This window comes from Mesorhizobium sp. WSM4816 (assembly GCF_055811535.1).
Genome location: NZ_JBVVQR010000008.1, coordinates 107,621 through 125,028 on the forward strand (window position 1 = coordinate 107,621; position 17,408 = coordinate 125,028).

The 17,408-nt window shown below is 60.6% G+C and carries 12 protein-coding genes and 7 pseudogenes; 8 read left to right on the forward strand and 11 right to left on the reverse strand.

Annotation, left to right across the window (positions count from 1 at the left end):
- Positions 1–3 precede the first annotated feature (3 nt).
- The 3 genes and pseudogenes from AC0L3H_RS12230 to AC0L3H_RS12240 form a co-directional block, all read left to right on the forward strand.
- The gene (locus tag AC0L3H_RS12230) at positions 4–1,236 is read left to right on the forward strand and encodes a sensor histidine kinase (RefSeq protein WP_473585614.1); all 1,233 of its coding nucleotides are present in this window, start codon (positions 4–6) and stop codon (positions 1,234–1,236) included.
- Between the two features lie 118 nt (positions 1,237–1,354).
- Positions 1,355–1,456: pseudogene (locus tag AC0L3H_RS12235) on the forward strand (monooxygenase); the annotation flags it as partial.
- A 5-nt stretch (positions 1,457–1,461) separates the two neighbouring features.
- Positions 1,462–2,045: pseudogene (locus AC0L3H_RS12240) on the forward strand (ATP-binding protein); the annotation flags it as partial.
- 27 nt (positions 2,046–2,072) lie between these two features.
- Here the strand turns inward: AC0L3H_RS12240 and AC0L3H_RS12245 are convergent.
- Together AC0L3H_RS12245 and AC0L3H_RS12250 are read right to left on the reverse strand one after the other, a co-directional pair.
- Positions 2,073–2,621, reverse strand: a complete 549-nt coding sequence (locus AC0L3H_RS12245; RefSeq protein WP_473585665.1) for an ABC transporter permease subunit — start codon at positions 2,619–2,621, stop codon at positions 2,073–2,075.
- Positions 2,622–2,985: 364 nt separating this feature from the next.
- Positions 2,986–3,576, reverse strand: a pseudogene (locus AC0L3H_RS12250) (transposase); the annotation flags it as partial.
- A gap of 16 nt (positions 3,577–3,592) precedes the next feature.
- Between AC0L3H_RS12250 and AC0L3H_RS12255 the strand changes: the two are divergent.
- Entirely contained in the window at positions 3,593–3,736 is a 144-nt protein-coding gene (locus tag AC0L3H_RS12255) for a S46 family peptidase (RefSeq protein WP_473585615.1), read from the forward strand.
- A gap of 423 nt (positions 3,737–4,159) precedes the next feature.
- Positions 4,160–4,461, forward strand: a pseudogene (locus AC0L3H_RS12260) (metallophosphoesterase); the annotation flags it as partial.
- 38 nt (positions 4,462–4,499) lie between these two features.
- On the opposite strand, the gene AC0L3H_RS12265 reads toward AC0L3H_RS12260, so the two are convergent.
- Positions 4,500–4,679, reverse strand: a complete 180-nt coding sequence (locus AC0L3H_RS12265) for a hypothetical protein (protein ID WP_473585616.1) — start codon at positions 4,677–4,679, stop codon at positions 4,500–4,502.
- Between the two features lie 144 nt (positions 4,680–4,823).
- Here AC0L3H_RS12265 and AC0L3H_RS12270 point away from each other — a divergent pair, with 144 nt between their 5' ends.
- Complete coding sequence (locus tag AC0L3H_RS12270; protein ID WP_473585617.1) at positions 4,824–5,033, forward strand: hypothetical protein; 210 nt, start codon at positions 4,824–4,826, stop codon at positions 5,031–5,033.
- A gap of 547 nt (positions 5,034–5,580) precedes the next feature.
- On the opposite strand, the gene AC0L3H_RS12275 is transcribed toward AC0L3H_RS12270, so the two are convergent.
- From AC0L3H_RS12275 to AC0L3H_RS12290, 4 genes and pseudogenes are all read right to left on the reverse strand, one after another.
- Entirely contained in the window at positions 5,581–6,144 is a 564-nt protein-coding gene (locus AC0L3H_RS12275; RefSeq protein WP_473585618.1) for a M16 family metallopeptidase, read from the reverse strand.
- Between the two features lie 26 nt (positions 6,145–6,170).
- Positions 6,171–7,252 (reverse strand): annotated as a pseudogene (locus AC0L3H_RS12280) (M16 family metallopeptidase); the annotation flags it as partial.
- 437 nt (positions 7,253–7,689) lie between these two features.
- Positions 7,690–8,067, reverse strand: a pseudogene (locus AC0L3H_RS12285) (S1/P1 nuclease); the annotation flags it as partial.
- Between the two features lie 654 nt (positions 8,068–8,721).
- Positions 8,722–9,888, reverse strand: a complete 1,167-nt coding sequence (locus AC0L3H_RS12290) for a DUF418 domain-containing protein (RefSeq protein WP_473585619.1) — start codon at positions 9,886–9,888, stop codon at positions 8,722–8,724.
- Positions 9,889–11,549: 1,661 nt separating this feature from the next.
- On the opposite strand from AC0L3H_RS12290, the gene AC0L3H_RS12295 reads away from it, so the two are divergent.
- Together AC0L3H_RS12295 and rpoN are read left to right on the forward strand one after the other, a co-directional pair.
- Positions 11,550–12,083 (forward strand): redoxin family protein, encoded by a 534-nt coding sequence (locus AC0L3H_RS12295; protein ID WP_473585620.1) that lies wholly within the window; start codon positions 11,550–11,552, stop codon positions 12,081–12,083.
- A 179-nt stretch (positions 12,084–12,262) separates the two neighbouring features.
- Entirely contained in the window at positions 12,263–13,672 is a 1,410-nt protein-coding gene (gene rpoN, locus AC0L3H_RS12300) for an RNA polymerase factor sigma-54 (RefSeq protein WP_473585621.1), read from the forward strand.
- Here rpoN and AC0L3H_RS12305 read toward each other — a convergent pair.
- The 4 genes and pseudogenes from AC0L3H_RS12305 to AC0L3H_RS12320 all read right to left on the reverse strand — a co-directional run bounded on the left by AC0L3H_RS12305 (position 13,651) and on the right by AC0L3H_RS12320 (position 17,135).
- Positions 13,651–14,292 (reverse strand): nitrogen fixation protein NifQ, encoded by a 642-nt coding sequence (locus AC0L3H_RS12305; RefSeq protein ID WP_473494383.1) that lies wholly within the window; start codon positions 14,290–14,292, stop codon positions 13,651–13,653. The two genes, rpoN and AC0L3H_RS12305, sit on opposite strands and share 22 nt — an antisense overlap.
- A 688-nt stretch (positions 14,293–14,980) precedes the next feature.
- The gene (locus tag AC0L3H_RS12310; protein ID WP_473585666.1) at positions 14,981–15,592 is read right to left on the reverse strand and encodes a nuclear transport factor 2 family protein; all 612 of its coding nucleotides are present in this window, start codon (positions 15,590–15,592) and stop codon (positions 14,981–14,983) included.
- Between the two features lie 159 nt (positions 15,593–15,751).
- Positions 15,752–15,874: pseudogene (locus AC0L3H_RS12315) on the reverse strand (ferredoxin); the annotation flags it as partial.
- Between the two features lie 43 nt (positions 15,875–15,917).
- The gene (locus AC0L3H_RS12320) at positions 15,918–17,135 is read right to left on the reverse strand and encodes a cytochrome P450 (protein ID WP_473585622.1); all 1,218 of its coding nucleotides are present in this window, start codon (positions 17,133–17,135) and stop codon (positions 15,918–15,920) included.
- Positions 17,136–17,408 lie beyond the last annotated feature (273 nt).

The following is a 17,408-nucleotide window of genomic DNA, read 5'->3' on the forward strand; positions in this document are numbered from 1 at the left end:
GCCATGCGCAACAGCCTTTTCGTCAAGATCTATCTCACCGTGCTCGTCAGCCTCGCCGCAGTGGCGATTACCAGCGCGATCTTCGTCCACATGGACCAGGAACGCGAAAATGCCGCGTGCGGCGCCTTCTCCGCGGCGATGCCGCCGGCGGACTCCGACCCCGCTCTGCTGCAGGACACGGTCGAGCGGCTTTCGGCGGCCTTCAATGCCGACATCTCCGTCTACAGTCCGCAACAGCGGCTGCTTGCAGCGATCGGCCGGCCGATTCTCCCGCAAGAGATCGGAACCGGGCGCAGGACGCTCCCGGGCGGGCATCACCTGCTGATCAGCCGGCAGCCGGACGGAAGCGTGATCGCGGCGCGGCTGGGAATGCCGTTCGGCCCGGTCGGCCGCACGCCTCTTGCCTATCTCGCGCTGATCGCCGCGGCGATAGGGCTTGCCGCCTTTCCAGTCGTGCGCCATCTCACACGCCGCCTTGAGGCGTTGCGCCAGGGCGTGGATCGCTGGGGCGCAGGCGCTCTCGACACGCGCGTCGACGTGCGCGGCAGCGACGAGGTGGCGGCGGTGGCGGCGAGCTTCAACCGCGCCGCCGAGCAGATCGAGCGGCTGCTTGCCGCGCATAGCTCGCTGCTTGCCAATGCCAGTCACGAGTTGCGCTCGCCGCTTGCGCGACTGCGCATGGCGATCGACCTCATCGCCAACGAACAAAGCGGCCCGATGCGCGATGAGATCGTGCGCAACCTCGCCGAACTCGATGAGCTGGTGGATGAAATCCTGTTTGCCAGCCAGCTCGACCATATCGAGAAGCTGGAGCGGGTGGAGCCGGTGGATCTGCTGGCGCTAACGGCCGAGAAAGGCGCGCGCTTCGGCATCGACGTCTCAGGCGAACCTGGCGTCGTGTCGGGCGACCCGACGCTGCTCACGCGGCTGGTTCGCAATCTCATGCAGAACGCGCAGAGACATGGCGGCCCGCCGGTTAGCGCGCATGTGGGGATCGAAGGCGGCTCGGTGGTGCTCAAGGTGTGCGATCGCGGGCCGGGCCTGCCGGAAGGAACCGGTGAGCGTGTCTTCGAGCCTTTCTTCCGGCCACAGGGCCGCAGCGAGACGTCCGGCGGCTGGGGCCTCGGCCTGTCGCTTGTGAGCAAGATCGCATTGCGTCACAGCGCAACCGTGCACCACGAATCGCCATCCGGCGGCGGCGCCTGCTTTGTCGTCACGTTTCCGGCAATATTTTGATACGGCGGGCGCATATCCTTGTGAAAGCGGCCCCCCGTCACCTTCCGCCCTTCAATCGCTTAGAGAGTGAAGTGCCACCATGTCCGAACAACCCTTGCCGACGCTGCCGATGTGACGCATCGATCACATCGAGCCCTCGCCCGAGATGTTGGCGCTACATGCTAACGGTCCGATCCACCGCGTGCGCTTCCCGTCCGGGAACGAAGGCTGGTGGGTCACGGTTGGATTTGCGCCAGTGACTTTGGTCCCCTCCCGCATTTCGTCATCGTGAGGTGACCTATCCGGCCCTGCTAACTGATGAGGAGCGTGAGCGCATCGCCGATGTTTCGCTGAGCTGTTTGCGAGCTCTGGGCCTTGGCTGGGGGCAACGAACATTGAACTCCGGTGCACGAAACGCGGTCCAGTCGTCATTGAAGTCAAACCGCGTCTTAGTGGGGCGCCCGCCCCTCAACTTGTCCAGTTGGCTTAAGGGATCAATCTCGTCACCGAGCACATCAAGCTTGCATGGGCGAAGAATGGAATCTGCGCAAAAAGCATTTGCAGACTGCGGCCGCGCGCTTCCTGCTTCCTGATCAAGATGGCATCCTCGACTGGATCGGTGGCGACACTCAGGCAGCTGCTATACTCACGTGTCGCCGAGGTCAAATTGAATGTTGAACCCAAGGCACCGATCGTCAGGAAGGGCGACTTCCGAGACTGGATTGGACATGTCATTGCCACTTCACCCAGCCTTGCTGAAACCGAGAGCACCCTTCAGCACCGCCGTCGACTTGATCGATTGGTCGATCACCCCTTTTCCGGCCGTTGGCAAACAGGCAATCTTCATGCGGCGACAACTAAGAGGTGATCGAGAGCATGAATTTTTGTGGCGCGTTCGGGCGGCCCACCGGTTCTGTTCGGGCTCGTCGTTCGCCATACCTCAAGCGCGTTTCGATGGTCGTGCCGTGCTTGGCATAGACCGAGCCCGCGATCGCCGAGGTGAACACGACGCGGCCGCGCTCCTGCAGCCGAGGGTCGAGGCGCCAAGATAGAAGCGCTTGATGCGCAGCGAGGGCAGCCCGAAGATGACGCCGGCAAGGATCAGAACAACCGGCAGTGGCAGGAACGGCGCGCAGCAGCAAATTGTAGGTCGAGAAGGCGCCTGTCGACATGAAGGCAGCCGAACCAATCGACACCAGCCCCGTATAGCCCATCAGCAGATTCAGGCCGAGACCGGCAAGGCCCATGATCACTGTCGGAATGATGATCGAGCTCAGCCAGTGATCGTCGGCAAAGGCCGGCAGCGCAAAGGCGCCGATCAGGCCAGCCACGACGGCGATGGTGCCAACTCCAAACAAGGGCTGGCGGATTGGCTTGGACGCAGCGGTTTCCTGCAGCGTGGTCATGATCAGACCCTTTCGATCTCGCGGTCGCCGAACAGCCCGCCGGACGTATGAGCAGGAGCCGACAGCGAGGATGTAGCAAACCACGTGGAAACGCTGCCATTGACCAGCGGGCCGATGCAGATGTTGGCCAACGCCTCGGTTGCGCCGACAAGGAGTCTACCGGCGATCGCGTCGGGGGGTGGAGGAGAAGCCGCCGACGTTCAGGACCGGCAGCGCGTTGAGCGTCACCAGCGAGAGCGAACATTGCACGCCCTGGCGCAAATCCCCAGACAAGGCCGGCAAGCAGGGCCACGAGCCCGGCGACGCTCCAGACGATGCGCCAGATGACGGGCAGGCGGATGCCGATCGACTGCGCCGCAAGCGTGTCGGCGGCCACCGCCCGAAGCGAGGTGCCGATGCGCGCCATCTTGGCGGTAATAGCGGTCATTGCCTTGCGGCGCAGATCGGGATTGTCGCGATCCCTCGCGATGTAGCGTTCGAATTTATGACGGAAGCCGTTCTCCCGCTGGCGGATGGCGACTTGCCCGGCGATCCACAGGGTGCGGCGCAGCCGAGCATTGCCGAATTTGGAAAGGCGGGTCTGGCCGCGATATTGGCCTGACTGCTGTGTTGAGAGGTCCAGCCCGCAGAACTTTAGAAACTGGCGATGATGACCGAAACGGCGAAGATCGCCGGCTTCGCAAATGATCGTCAGCGCATTGATCGGCCCGATGCCCGGGATTTGTCGCAGGAGTTGATACTCCTGGCTGTGCCGCAACAGCTTGTCGGCCTGCGCTTCGATCTCATTGCGCTGCCGGATCAGGCCGTGGGCCTCGTCAATGACCATCCGGAACATGCGAATGGCAGGCGCATCAAGCGGCAGCGGCAGTCCGATCGATGAGCGCGCCGTCTCGTAAATATCCATCAGAATCTGTGTCTTGCTGACCTTGCGACCGACGACATCCCACGCTGCCGTCACAACGCTCGAGGGCGTGATCTCTGACTGGGGGCGCGACGCGGACCGCAGCCGCAGCATCCATGTCGACAGTCGCTTCATGCTCTGGAACATGGACAAGATCGACGGCGCTGGCCGGTTGCTCAAGGAGCTGGGAGTGCTGCCGACGTCGCGCTCCTGAGCGGGGTAGTCTGGCGGTAGGCGAACGCGTCGGCCCGTCCAGCAGACGGTACTTCGGGGACATTGACGTGAGCTTGCCACGATCGTTGATCGTGCTCGAATCGGCCGGCGCTCGAACGCATGCGCAACTTTCGAATGTTCGCCAGCGCCGTTGCCCAATTCCGTTTCCTCCTTGGCATAAATTTCCAATGACGTACTCGGTGCAGTCGCGCCGATGCGCCTGAACATCGCACTTTCATCTTTTTGGTTGCGTGTTTCCCAAACTCTGGACAGGGCTTTATACTTTCTAGCTCGCTTCCCGTTGCCCAACGCTGTCGGACTTTGATACCGACGCTCGGGAGACCGCTCGCCGTGACGTTCGGGCGACTGGGACTTGGTGTCTGCATTTGCCTGAGCTTCTGTTCGGGCCTGGAGAGCACCCCGAATGGCATTTCGATTTGTTCATACGGCCCGACAGCCATCTCGATTCGCCTTTGCGCTCGCTTGCGCTCAGAGATTCTGAACTCGCCGAGCTCGTCGGTGATGGCAGCCGACAGGCATTCGCTACCACAGTGGACCCTTGCCTGGCGGAACGTGTCGACGCTCTCGCGATTCCCGGCGATCTTTACGATGGCGACCAGACCTCGATGAAGACGGCACGCTTTCTAGCATCCCAGATGACGCGTCTCCGTCAGGCACGCGTCAGGGTCTTATATGATCCGCGGCAATCATGACGGCAGCGGCCGCCGAAAATGGCCACGGTGTCCGGCAATACAAGCTGCTTGTCATCCGCAACATGGCGCGTAAAGGACGCGGCCCGTCTTGACCGCAGTGGTTCCAACAAGAATAGCGGGCTCCAGAGTCTGTTCGATCACTGGATCATCATACACGAAGTTCTCGGCGTTCACGGCCGTGACGGACAGGTTCGCGCTGTTGGGCATCCCATCGAAGGTCTCGATGAGCATACCGTGCCCGTCCAGGATGGTGGAGAGACGCCTAAACGTCATGGCTGGGGAGCCGGCCAGCCTCGTGTGCATGATGCCGACGTTGGCAGCTCCCTCCTGTGGGCCGGCATACTTGGGCGTGCCGAAAAGGATTAGGAGCGAACCATGTACCTTGGCATTGATCTCGGCACATCCAACTCAGCAATCGTCGGCCCCAATGGCGAAACCCGCCGGCTGTTGAAGACCACCGAAGGCATGGATGTCATGCCGAGCGCCATTATGATTAACCGGCGCGGTGGCCTCTTCGTCGGTCGCAACGCCTACGACCAGTCCGCGTGCTCCCACAGAGCGTTCAACAGAAATTCAAGCGCTTGATGGGCACCAGCAGCACGATCGACTTTCCCGGCTCTGATCGCGTGCTAACACCCGAGTAGGCCAGTGCAGAGGTCATCAAGACTCTGGTTTGGCCCGTCGTGATCTTCCGGAAATGGAAATCGAGGGTGCGGTTATCAATATTCCAGCGCATTTCAACCAGATGCAATCAGAGGCCACGATGAGGGCCGCAAGGATGGCAGGCTCAATCGGATATCGCTGCTGCAGAGCCGATCGGGGCGGCGATGGCCGCCAAGCCCGCCTCGAAAGGCGGCTTGTACCTTCGTGCCTGAGATCGTGGAAATGCAGATCTTCGATTTTCCAGTCGCGGCAGGCTCGTCGGAAGGCGGTTCCGGCTGATCTCCCGTTGTAATGCGTTGTAAGGGAACACGACGCTTGCACCACTCATGGACGCCGCTCCTCCGGAACCGAGCGTGCGCCGTAGCCGCTGACGTTGAGCACCGGGGTACGCAAGTGATTCCTCTTCTTTGTGGCGGGTCTTTGCGGCCTCGGAGGAACCCGTATGGCCGTAGCGACTTGTAGAGCGAGATTATTCATGGGGCACCGGCAAGCCGCGGGCCCACGCCCATATGGCGGGCTCGGCCGAAAGCAGCTTCTTCGCCGCTGCCCTGACTTGGTCGAGCGTCACTTGTTCGATGAGGGCCGGGCGGCGCTGGATGTAGTCTATGCCGCGCTTGTCGAGCTGCAACCCGACAAGCGTCGCTGAAATGGACCTGGAGGAACCCAGATTGTGGATAGCATAGGCGCCGATCAGATGCTTCTTGCTCGCATCGAGTTCAGCCGCTGTTGGCCCTGTGTCCACCAGCTCCTTGATGACTCGTCTTGTCAGGTCGAGCGTCTCGGCCGCCCTGTCGGCGCGCGTCGACGTCGCCACGACAAGCGTGTTGGAATGCTGATAGCCCTCCAGGCTAGAGGAGACACCGTAGGCAAGCCCGCACTTTTCAGGCACTTCCTGGAAAAGACGTGAGGTCAATGGCGAGCCTCCGAGAATATCGTTTGTCAGCTGCGCGGCATAAAATTCCGGGTCGCTGCGTCCGGTGCCAGGAAAAGCCAGCTGGAGCGAAGTCTGAGGCAGGTTGTATTCGACCAACATCCACCGGCCGAGTTTTGGGGTGACACCTTCTCCAACTCGCCTGATGTGACGCCGTCCTTGCGATGCGGGCAACCTCGACCTCGATCGTCGCCTGGACATCGGCCAGCTTGGCGTCGCCGCGCGGCGCGCCATAGACGGTGAAGCTGGTGGCATCGAGCATAGTGCCCTGGAAGAAGGCGGCGGCCTTGGCGGCAATACCCTGCTTGACGACAAGCTGCTGGTGGAGCCGGCTGCGGCTACCGCCGCCGAGGATCTCCGCCAGGAGGTCCAGCGCCTCGGCTTCGCCGGGCTCAGCGGTGCGATAGGACGGCACCACCCAATGTCTGGAGAAGAGGGGGACCGAAACGCGGTCGTCGCTCAGCGTCAATACGCGCTTGGTGTTCTGCACCGGCTCAGACGCGCGCTCACGCGGCGGCAGCTCCGGTCCACGCGGGAGCTTGCCATAGGACTTCTCGGCAAGCGCCATCACGCTCTCCGGTTCGACATCGCCCGCCACCACCAGCACGGCGTTGTTCGGCCAGTAGTATTTGTAATAAAACGTCACGGCGTCGCTGCGATTCAACTTCTCGATCTCGTGCATCCAGCCGATCACCGGGATGCGGTAAGGTTGGCTCTGCCACAGCGTGGCGTCGACTTCCTCGTCAAGCACCGCCTGCGGGTTGTTGTCGATGCGCGAGCGGCGCTCATCGAGGATGACGTCGCGTTCTGTCTTGATGACGTCATCGGTCAGGATGAGATTGCGCATGCGGTCGGCCTCGAAGCTCATCATCAGCTCGAGCGCGGAGGGCGCCACCGTCTCGTGAAAGGCGGTGTAATCGTAGGAGGTGAAGGCGTTTTTCGAACCGCCGATCTCGGCCACTGCGCGGCCCAACTCGCCGGCGACATGATCGGCCGTCGCTTTGAACATCAGATGCTCGAAAAAATGCGCGATGCCGGACTTGCCCGGCGGCTCATCCGCGCTACCGATCTTGTACCACACCATATGTGTGACGATGGGCGCACGGTGATCGGGTAAGACGACCACCTCCATGCCGTTGTCCAGCAGGAAATTCGCTGCCTTGATGTCATTGGCGACCGCCGGAGTCGGCGCGGTCGTCAAAAATGCCAGCGCGGTGGCACAAAGTGCGCTCCGCAGCCAGTCGGCAGACGGTGGCTTCGGTTGCGGTGACCGGGCGATGGGCAAGGTTCCAAGTGAAGTGAGTTGTCCCTCATTTTCAAGGTGCTGCGTCCTCGTCGCCCTCACTGGGAGAAAGTGGACTGGTGGGCAGCGCCGGGCCAGATGAGCCCTCAGCATGCTGCCAAGCCCGACTCGAGCGTTATCTTTGAGCGCGTCGTGGAAAGGCGGCATTTTTTGGTGGGGATCATGGGACGACTCTCCTGGCCTCGTACGTGTTTGCGATGACCACGCACGCACCGTGCCAAATGAGAAAACCGTTTCGGCAATGTGGTTAATCGGACTCTGTGTGTTGCGTATCATACACTGTCGGACATCAGACACCGCCGAGTGGGAAGCGCTTGCCGCCTGAAAAGGCGGCTAGGTCATGACTAGGCGGTCTTGTCGATCTGGGTGGCGTCCCAAGCTGAGTGCAGGTTAGTGTTGAACGGCAGGTCTCCGTTCACCCCCTCCTGGGTGGTTACCGTGACATCGATGCCGTTTCCGCCGCGTTCGTCCTTGATCGGGTGCAATAATCGGTGGGGATCTCCGACGAGGTGAAACCAGGAACTCAGCGCCGCTCCCGCTGTTCCATCTGTGCAGTGGCACAGCTGACGAGCGCGAGTTCCCGATCGCTGCGATGATGCAATGACGCAGCGCCGGGTCGGGTGTGCAGTCGCGAGTCGGGCCATAGCCTGTGGCTGCGGATGGTATTTGACGACATGCCAACGAGTAGTTTTCCGGTCTTGAGCGCGTTCGTCATCGGCCCAACTACCGCTGGACGCGGCCTACCCGGCCCCAGGATGGCTTCGAACACCGACTGTGGCCGCTTCGTTCAAGCGATATGGAATGGCCAGACGTCCCCCAAGCATACGCAGTAGAAGTTGCCGCAAGACGAGTCGTCGGCGGATCTTGTTGGCAGCTCGTAGGGTCCGTTTGCCCAGAGATCGCCTACGACGATGGAAAGGCGCTGCATGCTGCTGCACTTCCGCCCAAAGAAGGGAAGCGAATGCCATTTGCGGTACACCGGTGGCCCATCCGCAAGCTCTACCAAGCCAACGACCCGGCACGGTACGGTACGGTCCCGTCAACCGACAGCGACGTTTGTCAAGCGCTTGCGCGCATGGCGCCGCCTGATCTCAATGCGAGTTCGTCTTCAGCGGCGGAACGGGCGTATTCGCTAGGTTGACAGCCTCCTATCGTGGAGATCGACAGGGCTTCGCTCAATCCGAAAGTAAGGACTTTCGCGATCCATCAAACACACCGCGCACACTGCGCCAGGATACTCGGATTTCGTATCCTGAAAGCGGCGCGCGGGCCAATGGTTTCAAGGCGGCGGTAGCCACCACCATGGCACCGAGCAGGCGCGATATTTTAGTTGTCGTATGTCGGCCCATCCGGTCAGTCGCTTTCTTTGGCGAGCGTCACTGTCGATCCGAAAGTCGGGCCGACGTGATGCTCAGCGGACGTCGCGTCGCTCGATCTGCGATCCAACCCATCAGCGCTTCCATCGGTCCTCGGTGGAAGAAGCGCAGCCAAAGCACCGCGAAAGCGCTTACAACCACGATCAAGCCAAAGAGCGCGGACAGCGAGTGAGGTTCTCCAAGCATATATATTCCCTGAATATGCAGAAGATAGGCCGTCAAAGGCATCGAGCCGACCGCGATTATTGGCGAGACCAGCTTTCGAACGAACGGGAGCGCATCCATAGCAAGCGAGCAAGCCGCCACGATGATCATTGCGCAACCGGCGCTGCCAAAAATCCAGAACGTCGTCTCGCTATGAGGCGAGGCAAGCCATAGCCAACTCGCTGTGAGATCGTCCAAGTCCAGCCGCCACCAGAAGTGGGGAGTGAGGTCAAGTTCCCGCAAATCGGCCAACTCGGCGCTTACACCAGGCATCAAATGCAGCGCGAGCGAGGATCCCCCAAAGCCCAACACGGCCAGCGCGACGCCGGCTACACCAAGGCGCAAATGCATTGCGCGCGTGCGAAGGTCAAAGCGCGCAATGGCCATGCCTGCGATCAGCAAAGGAACCCAGGTCAAGGCGGGATAGGTGCCGCTGACCAGGAGGGTGAACAGCTCGGGGTCCGAGCTCCCGGAGCCAAACGTTTTGAGAAGGAGGAAACGCACCTGCGGGAGAACCAATGCTGCCACCGCCGCGATCAACCCGAGCCGCTGTGCGCTTAGCCGATATAGCGGCAGGACCAACAGGAAGCAGACTCCGTAGTATGCCAGAATGACGGAGACCGGCACCTTGACATAGGTCAGGATTTCGCCAAGCGCGAGCAGAATAAGGGCGCGAATTGCAACCTTGGCAATGGCATGTCTACCGGCCAGCGCCGATTTCGGCGGGTTGCGGCCGGTAATCAGGATGAGCGAAAAACCCGTTAATACGGCAAACAGGACGGACGAGCGCCCAAAGGGGAAGGCCATCATATGACCGACCAGTCCTTCGCCCCTGCCGGGACCCACATGGACGGCATACATGCCGAAGACAGCCAAGCCGCGAGCAAGGTCGATGCCGACCAACCGAGCTGTAGCCCACCCATCTCGTGACCCGCTCTCGAAGATGCGGTGCGGCAGTGCCATGGTGGATTCCTTCGTTGGTTGTATTCATCGCGGGACCCGCGATAGGAGGGCCCGTCGGCTACTGCCGTGGTCTCGCCCGAGGGAGCAAAGCTCGTGCCAATCTGGCGGATCGAGCTACAGCCTGCGGCAAACACAGACTTGGGTCGCCGAGCCTGTTGGCGCGGACCTGACAAATCCGACACACAAGGTGTCGCAGCCGACGTTTTCACGGATGGGCGGCGGCCCGAGAGACCACAGAAGACAGTGGATTATCCGACCAGCACGCCGCGCGGGCCTCAGTAATCGCGGCCAGCTTCAGCCCTCTGGTGAAACCTGTATGCCTAGCCACCGTGACAGATCACCTTCAAGATTCGCCGGAACAGAAAAGAGTCCAAACGATCGAGGTCCAGCGCTTCCTGGACCTGCAGTGCCGGCGGCGGAAGCCGCTTGCCTCGGTGCCACCGGTGGCAAGCACACCCGGCCGGAATTGAGGCCATCGGCTCACCGGGGCGGTCCACCTGAGTCGGAATGGGCTAGCCGAGATGGAAGCGCGTCGTGCTCGACAAGAGGGGAATCGCTAATGATCTGACGGGAGGACGCCTGAAAGGGGTCGCACGTTGTCCTGATGTTGTGTCAGGGCAACGGCTTCACCGTCGCGATTAGCATGTTCGCCAGCTTCATGGGATCGAACTCGTCCCACTGGCGGAGCCGACGAGCTTGGGAGATAGGGCGTAATCTGCTCTTTATGGCCGTTTGAAGGTCAGGCAGCGTATGTTCAGCAAACTTCGGCGCGAGTTGGCGAGATCCGTCAAATCATCGTCTTGAAATGCCCACGTTACGGCGCAGCCGAGGTTCTCGCTCGAATTGCGGACGTGCCACCGACAAGATGATCGACCGCAATTTGCGTGCCCGGTTGGCGCTCCGTTGGCGTTGCGCCCCTTCCCGCTAACTAGTGGCGGCTCGGCGACCTTTCGGTCGGCCTTGCGACAATTCTCGTTTCGTTTCCGACACAAAGGTTTCGATCGAGGCGCACGGCGAAGCCAGTTGGAAGGCCAAGCATGTCCCGATCGTGGCCGAGCCAAATTCGATCGTCATCGACGCGGGATCATGGCGATCGCCGAAGAGCGGCCGCCATGAATTGCTGCCACAGGGGCGTGCGTTCGCGTCAGTCATGCCTCTGCGAACATAGCTAAGCGCACACTGTGTCCCCGCTGCGGTGGTGCCCGCGGCTGCGCCGGGGCATGGGCCTGCGCTGTGTGGTGTTTGCCAGCCGGCGGGAGCGCAAATATCCGCGCTACGCACCTGACGGCTATGGCGCGCATCCGGCTTGGCGAAAGACGTCGTCCGAACGGGAAAACTTTGGTGCAGAAGCAGCTTCATTGCAAATGGCACGTCTCTTGCTGCTCGTGCTCAGAGCCCATTGAACACGATGAAAGCCGATACCGAACCATGCTGGCACACGAAGCTCTAAACGATCGACAAAGGCGGCGGTGGTTGTCCTCGCTGAGCACTGGCATCGCCCGGTTTGGAGATCCGAACATCTGGAGCCGGGCCGTTTCCCATACACCCGAACGGGGAAAGGATCAGGAGCCGCGTAGGCATTGTCTCGCGCCTGGCAGCACCACAGCGCGGTATGCGCTACTAAGATTTCAGTGCGCCAGTTTCTTCAAAGGAGCAAGTTGATGACCGGTCAAAAGAAGGTCCCATTCGTCACATTTCTCACGCGTGTTCACGATGATTCAGTCCAGGGGCCAAATCCATACCGCTGGGAAGAAAAAACATCCGACGACTACTTTGCCGGCAAGCGCGTCATCCTGTTCTCCCTGCCTGGCGCTTTCACCCCGACATGCTCGACCTACCAACTGCCCAATTTCGAAAATCTCTACGAGGATTTCAAGAAAGAAGGAGTTGACGCGATCTACTGCCTCTCGGTCAACGATGCCTTTGTCATGAATGCATGGGGAAAGTCCTTGGGGTTGCAGAAGGTCGAGCTGATCCCGGACGGGTCTGGCGAGTTCACGCGCAAAATGGGCATGCTGGTTGCAAAGGACAATCTGGGCTTCGGCATGCGCTCGTGGCGCTACGCGGCTCTGCTTAATAATGGCGTGGTGGAGCAGTGGTTTGAGGAGGAAGGTTTCTCCGACAACTGCGAGACCGACCCCTATGGCGTTTCATCCCCGCAGAACGTCCTTCAATCATTGAAGGACGCTGCGTGACCTGGTGCACATCGACCATGCGCAACTGCGTTTTGGACGACACTGTGCGCAAGGCGCAAAGCTCTGGAGCGCGCGTCCCGTGAGGTCGTTCAAACGTGACGCGGCTTAGAAGCGTCGACCTGTGAGAGATCTAATTAGCCACGGCCAAGAGCTTCTTTGACAGGAATACCGAACTGACCATGAAATCGTCCTTCAGCCTACTTCAGAAACAGTCTCTTGCGGCATCGCCTCAACTCATCGAGTCGATTCGCCTGTTGCAGCTGACGCATGCCGAACTGCATCAGTTCGTGGACCAGGAGCTCGAGAAAAATCCGCTGCTGGAGCATGCGCCAAACGACGAAGGGCTGTCCGGCGAGGTTGAAGGACCGACCTGGGCAGGGTCCCCGGACCTGCCCAGGCAAGGGAAATCCCAGCCGAACGCAACAAACGCCACGCCGGGCGAACGTCCTGCCTACGAGGAGTTTGTCGCCCTAGCCGAAACGTTGCACGACCATGTCGCTCGTCAGATCTCCCTCACCGCCTTCACACCGCACGAGCGGGTGATAGCTCATCAACTCGCCGGTCATCTGGATGACACTGGCTATCTTCGGGTGAGTCCTTCGGATCTGGCTGAGACCCTGAAGGTCGAGCCGGCTCAAGTGGAACGGGTGCTAGGCGTCTTGCAGCGCCTCGATCCTCCGGGAATCTTCGCACGATCGCTCAGCGAATGTCTCGAGATACAGTTACGCGAGAAAAACCGCTTCGACCCGGCGATGGCGGTTTTGGTTGCCAACCTTGATCTGCTTGCGCGACGCGATTTTCAGACATTGAAGCAGCGCTGCGGCGTCGATGAAGAAGATCTTCTCGACATGTTGCAGGAAATCCGCGCGCTTGACCCCAAGCCTGGAAACACATTCCAGTCTGGAACGCCGGAGTGCGTCATACCGGACGTATGGGTCCTGCGCTCGCCCGGAGGTGGATGGCAGATCGAACTTGATCCAAACACGCTGCCCAAGGTGCTGATCAACCAAAGCTATGTAGCGGAGGTTTCCTGCCGAGCCGCCAAAAAATCGAAAGACATGACATTTCTCAACGAATGCTTGCAAAACGCGAACTGGTTGATCCGCAGCCTCGATCAGCGCGCCAAGACGATCCTTAAGGTTGCCACCGAAATCGTGCGCCAGCAGGATGCCTTTCTGGAATATGGCGTCGCCCACCTACGGCCTCTCAATCTCAGGACGGTCGCTGACGCGATCAACATGCATGAGTCGACTGTAAGCCGGGTGACCTCGAACAAGTACATGGTTACCCCACGCGGCGTGTTCGAACTCAAGTATTTCTTCACTGTCGCGATCGCCTCCTGTGAAGGTGGTGACGCGCACTCCGCCGAAGCTGTCCGCCATCGGATCAAAGCGATGGTCGCCGAAGAATCGCTTAATAACATGCTTTCTGACGGTGACATCGCTGACCGGCTCAAGGAATGCGGCATAGATCTCGCTCGCCGCACGGTCACCAAGTATCGCGAGGCGATGAATATTCCCTCCTCCATACAGCGCCGCCGGGAAAAGCGCTTGTGGCGCGACGGCGATCAAGGCCTCAAGGCCTCGTGACCAAAAGTGGCCTCTAAATCAAACGTGACGCGTTCTTCACATTCGCCCCCCTCCGGGCCGAAGCAACCGTCGAAATCGCTACATTCCCGGCAATTGGGCGCAGTGCATAGCGAAAACCCTTCGGCCTCACAGAGTCTTCGGTAAAAGTACTTCTTCCATTTCATGTTTCGGGTATTGCCGGCCGCAAGCATCGGAAAATGCGTGGCGAGCAGGCGGTTGAGCTCGGCCCGATTGAGAAGACCAAGATCCTGCCAAAGATGGTCATCGCGCATGGCACGCCGGGCGACGATCTTAGCGAAGCGCACGCTAGCCGGGTCGCTCGGCCGGGCATGCGCCAGCAGAAGGCCGCGCAGAAGTTCTTCCTCCATGCCCGGCTCAGGATCGCTGGCGTCTTCCAACGCTAAGGCTGCCATAGCGGTTGCGGACAAACCCCGGGGCAGGACCTGGCGCAGTTCGGCGAGGGAAAGCCCTGTTGACTCCGTCGCTGTCGCTTCGCCAGCCTCGACCTCCTTGAGCGCACACGAGAGAACGCAGGTAAGGACATGCTCGTCGAACCCCCTCTCCGGCTCGACGGTGGGGCATTGGCCGGCGCCGACACATGCGTCTTTATGGGCGGACATGGTCCCGTTCTCCTGGTTTGTTCTCGTCATGCAGCGGCCCTGCCGCGAGCACATGTGTCTGACTAGGGGACGCGCCGGCGCAGGCTCGACCCCATACAGCCCAATACAGCGGGCCGCGGGTCGACCGCCATGACCACGCCTTGAGCTCGCCTTCGAAGCCACCGCGCTACCGTCGCAAGCGCGAGGACTTTACCCTGGGTTAGACTCGGTGAAGGGACCGCGCTCGAGCAGACCCCTTCAGCAGCGGCATTACCCCGTGCAAGCAAAGCCTCGGCAGGTGAGATATTCGGGCAGCCCGTCAGGAGCCGTCCACGGTGACGAAAGCGCTAGTCATCAGAGGCATCTAGAGCGTCCGGTCATGAGCGGCCGGTGGACGTTCGTTTATGCCATCTGAACGGCCAAGAAGCCGCAAGAAGTACAACCCGTTGCGAACTCAACCCGCGCATGACCCAGCGCGTTGTTGATGGCGGGAATGGTCTGGTCGAACCACAATTCGGTCTGTTAGCATTGTCCCTGGTCGAAATCTTCCAACTGGCTCTGTAACACGATCTGACCCGGTTCAGGATCTATGAGCGGCTCTGCCAAGCTTCAGCAAATCGATGCACACCGGCGTCCCTGGTGCGCTCGTGGTGGCAGAGCAGAGCGCTATCACAGTCACGCCGTCGCGGGGTCCCTGCCGGCCGCATCTTTACTTTGCAGGGTGTCGCTGTGGCGTTACAAAGTATTCATAGTCCGTCGTCCCACTGATGCGGTTCCGAAGCTGTGAAGGCATTGTCGTGCGAGGCTTCCCGAGCGCATAGACCGGATCGTCCGGATACGGTGTTCCGATCGGCTGTCGCGTGCCGAAGCGTTCTGCCTCCAGCACCGACGATGGGATCTGCTCTTCGAGCCAGTCATACACGACGGTGCGTTCGGCAATCCGCCACTCCCCTGCCCTCTTTTGAAACAGATCGCAGTAGCGCCCACATAGAAGCTTCTGGCGTACTTCTCCGTCTTTGTCGGGTCCGCGTTGCAGCGCGGTGAAATAGCTCTCGACCGTGGCCTCTGCCGCGTTGATGAATTCGATCAGGATGTTCGTGATCTGATGGATGTTGCGCGGTCCGGTCTTGAAGACGCCGAGCGCAAACCGAATGAACCCCTCGACCGAGCCGCGATACGCCCCGTGGCTGTCATGTGCGTCGGGCCAGTACGCACTGCGCAGCGCCGCCTCATCGGCGCGGTCTGTCCCGCGGCAGTACCGATAGAGGCAGTCTCGGATCGCCTCACGGTCGAGCAGTTCGACAATTTTCGCTTGGCCCATCGGGTCTGTCGCAAACTCCGTGGTTCTGACGTGTTCCGGAACCCGTGTTTTCGGTTTGGGGGTGGTCTCCGAAGCAATTCGCGCAGCAGGCGGATCGTCGATTTCCAGCGCTAGTTCGGGGCAGGATCGCACCCCATCTGCCGCAAGCAGTTGCTCCCCATCCGCAACCACAATGTCACCAGGTAGGATGTAGCCCGCCTCATCCAGCTTGAAGACTGCCGGCGCTCGCGCCGAGCATCGCGCATGCCCCTGACATCTGGCTTTGTGAACGATGATGCGCAAGGCGACCTCCCAACGTCTGTGCCCGGCTCAGGCCGGGCTAGGTTTAGGCCCAGTCCAGGATCAGATTTTCGATCCCGAACACATGGCCGCCATGGGTGATGGGTGCTGTTCCCTCCTTGATCCGAAAGGGCGGCAGGCGCGCCAGCCATTCCTCCAGGCCAATGACAATTTCCCGCCGGGCGAGATGTGAGCCAAGGCAACGGTGGGGACCATAGCCAAAGGCGGCGTGGCGGTTGCCCTCTCGCGTCAGATCGACCGTGTTGGGGGCCTCGAATTCCGCGGGGTCACGATTTGCAATCATCGTGGCGCAGGAAACATAGTCGCCCTTGCGGATCGGCGCGCCTTCGAAGTCGATATCTTTCCGTGCCACGCGGATCAGATGGACGCTCGGATAGGCGCGCAGCAGTTCTTCGGCTGCGCGCACGATCCGGTCCGGTTCTTTTCGGAGCAATTCCTGATCTTCCAGGTTTCGCGCGAGATAGGCCAAGTCAAAGCCTATGGCTGTAGCGACCGTGTCGAGCCCCGCCACCAAAATGAGCACGCCAATGCCACGGACCTCCTCGTCTGTCAGCCCGCGGCCCTCGACCTGTGCCTGCACGATGAAGCTCATGAAATCGTCGACGGGCTTTTTACGGCGCATCGCCGCTAGTTCGTCAATGAACGCCACAATCGTCCGAGCCGCCGCCGTCCGTCTCACATCATCGCCGTGGAGCAGATCTTTCGCCCAGGCGACAAATGTATCGAGACGGTGATCCGGCAGTCCGAGGAAACGAAGGAAGATGCTGACCGCGAAAGGATAGGCGAAATCCTTCATGGCATCGCAGCTTGTGCCCGACGAGGCGATCCTGTTGATAAGCGTTATCGCTCGCTCGCGGATGGTCGGTTCCAATTCCGTTACACGCTTCGGCGAAAACAGCGGATTGAGCAGTGAGCGAAAGACCCCATGGGAAGGTGGATCGAGTTCGAGCGGGATCGTCGGCCAGTCTTCGCCCAGTGCGGATGCGAAGATGTTGCGATGACTGGAAAAGTTTTCGGTCTCCTGCAGCACCCGGCGCTGATCTGCGGCGCGAGTGATGACCCAAGCACCCTGCCCGGTACGCGTGTTCCAGGGCGAATAAAAGATTGGCGGTCCGGCATGCACGCAAGCGACTGCTGCGTGCGGGTCGCCGTTGGGCGTCGGTGACATACCTGGCGAAGTAAAAAGGCTGAAGTCGCCCACCATTTCCGGCGGGACATGATCTGGAGCCGGGTTGGTCGCCATTTGGTTCTCCTGGGTTCAGGCGTTTACGCGCTCGACTGAGATCGCAAGGCTGTTCGCCACCGCTGAACTCCGCAACGCACGGCCGACATCGCCTCTACCATCGAGCAAGTTGCGTGCCGAGTAAGCGCACCATTGGCGCTGCTCATATCTGTGTTGTAGCGGCCCTTCTGAGGCTACCCTTGGTAGGGATTTCGACATTCATGACCGTTCCAGACACGACAAGGGTTGCGGAAGAAAGCTAACGAGGAGCCGAGTGAAAGAGGCTGAGTATCG

Coding starts and splice junctions, on each gene's coding strand:
- AC0L3H_RS12230 (WP_473585614.1), top strand. CDS start 4: ATGCGCAACAGCCTTTTCGTCAAGATCTATCTCACCGTGCTCGTCAGC.
- AC0L3H_RS12245 (WP_473585665.1), bottom strand. CDS start 2,621: ATGACCACGCTGCAGGAAACCGCTGCGTCCAAGCCAATCCGCCAGCCC.
- AC0L3H_RS12265 (WP_473585616.1), bottom strand. CDS start 4,679: ATGCTCATCGAGACCTTCGATGGGATGCCCAACAGCGCGAACCTGTCC.
- AC0L3H_RS12270 (WP_473585617.1), top strand. CDS start 4,824: ATGTACCTTGGCATTGATCTCGGCACATCCAACTCAGCAATCGTCGGC.
- AC0L3H_RS12275 (WP_473585618.1), bottom strand. CDS start 6,144: ATGTTGGTCGAATACAACCTGCCTCAGACTTCGCTCCAGCTGGCTTTT.
- AC0L3H_RS12290 (WP_473585619.1), bottom strand. CDS start 9,888: ATGGCACTGCCGCACCGCATCTTCGAGAGCGGGTCACGAGATGGGTGG.
- AC0L3H_RS12295 (WP_473585620.1), top strand. CDS start 11,550: ATGACCGGTCAAAAGAAGGTCCCATTCGTCACATTTCTCACGCGTGTT.
- rpoN (WP_473585621.1), top strand. CDS start 12,263: ATGAAATCGTCCTTCAGCCTACTTCAGAAACAGTCTCTTGCGGCATCG.
- AC0L3H_RS12305 (WP_473494383.1), bottom strand. CDS start 14,292: ATGTCCGCCCATAAAGACGCATGTGTCGGCGCCGGCCAATGCCCCACC.
- AC0L3H_RS12310 (WP_473585666.1), bottom strand. CDS start 15,592: ATGGGCCAAGCGAAAATTGTCGAACTGCTCGACCGTGAGGCGATCCGA.
- AC0L3H_RS12320 (WP_473585622.1), bottom strand. CDS start 17,135: ATGGCGACCAACCCGGCTCCAGATCATGTCCCGCCGGAAATGGTGGGC.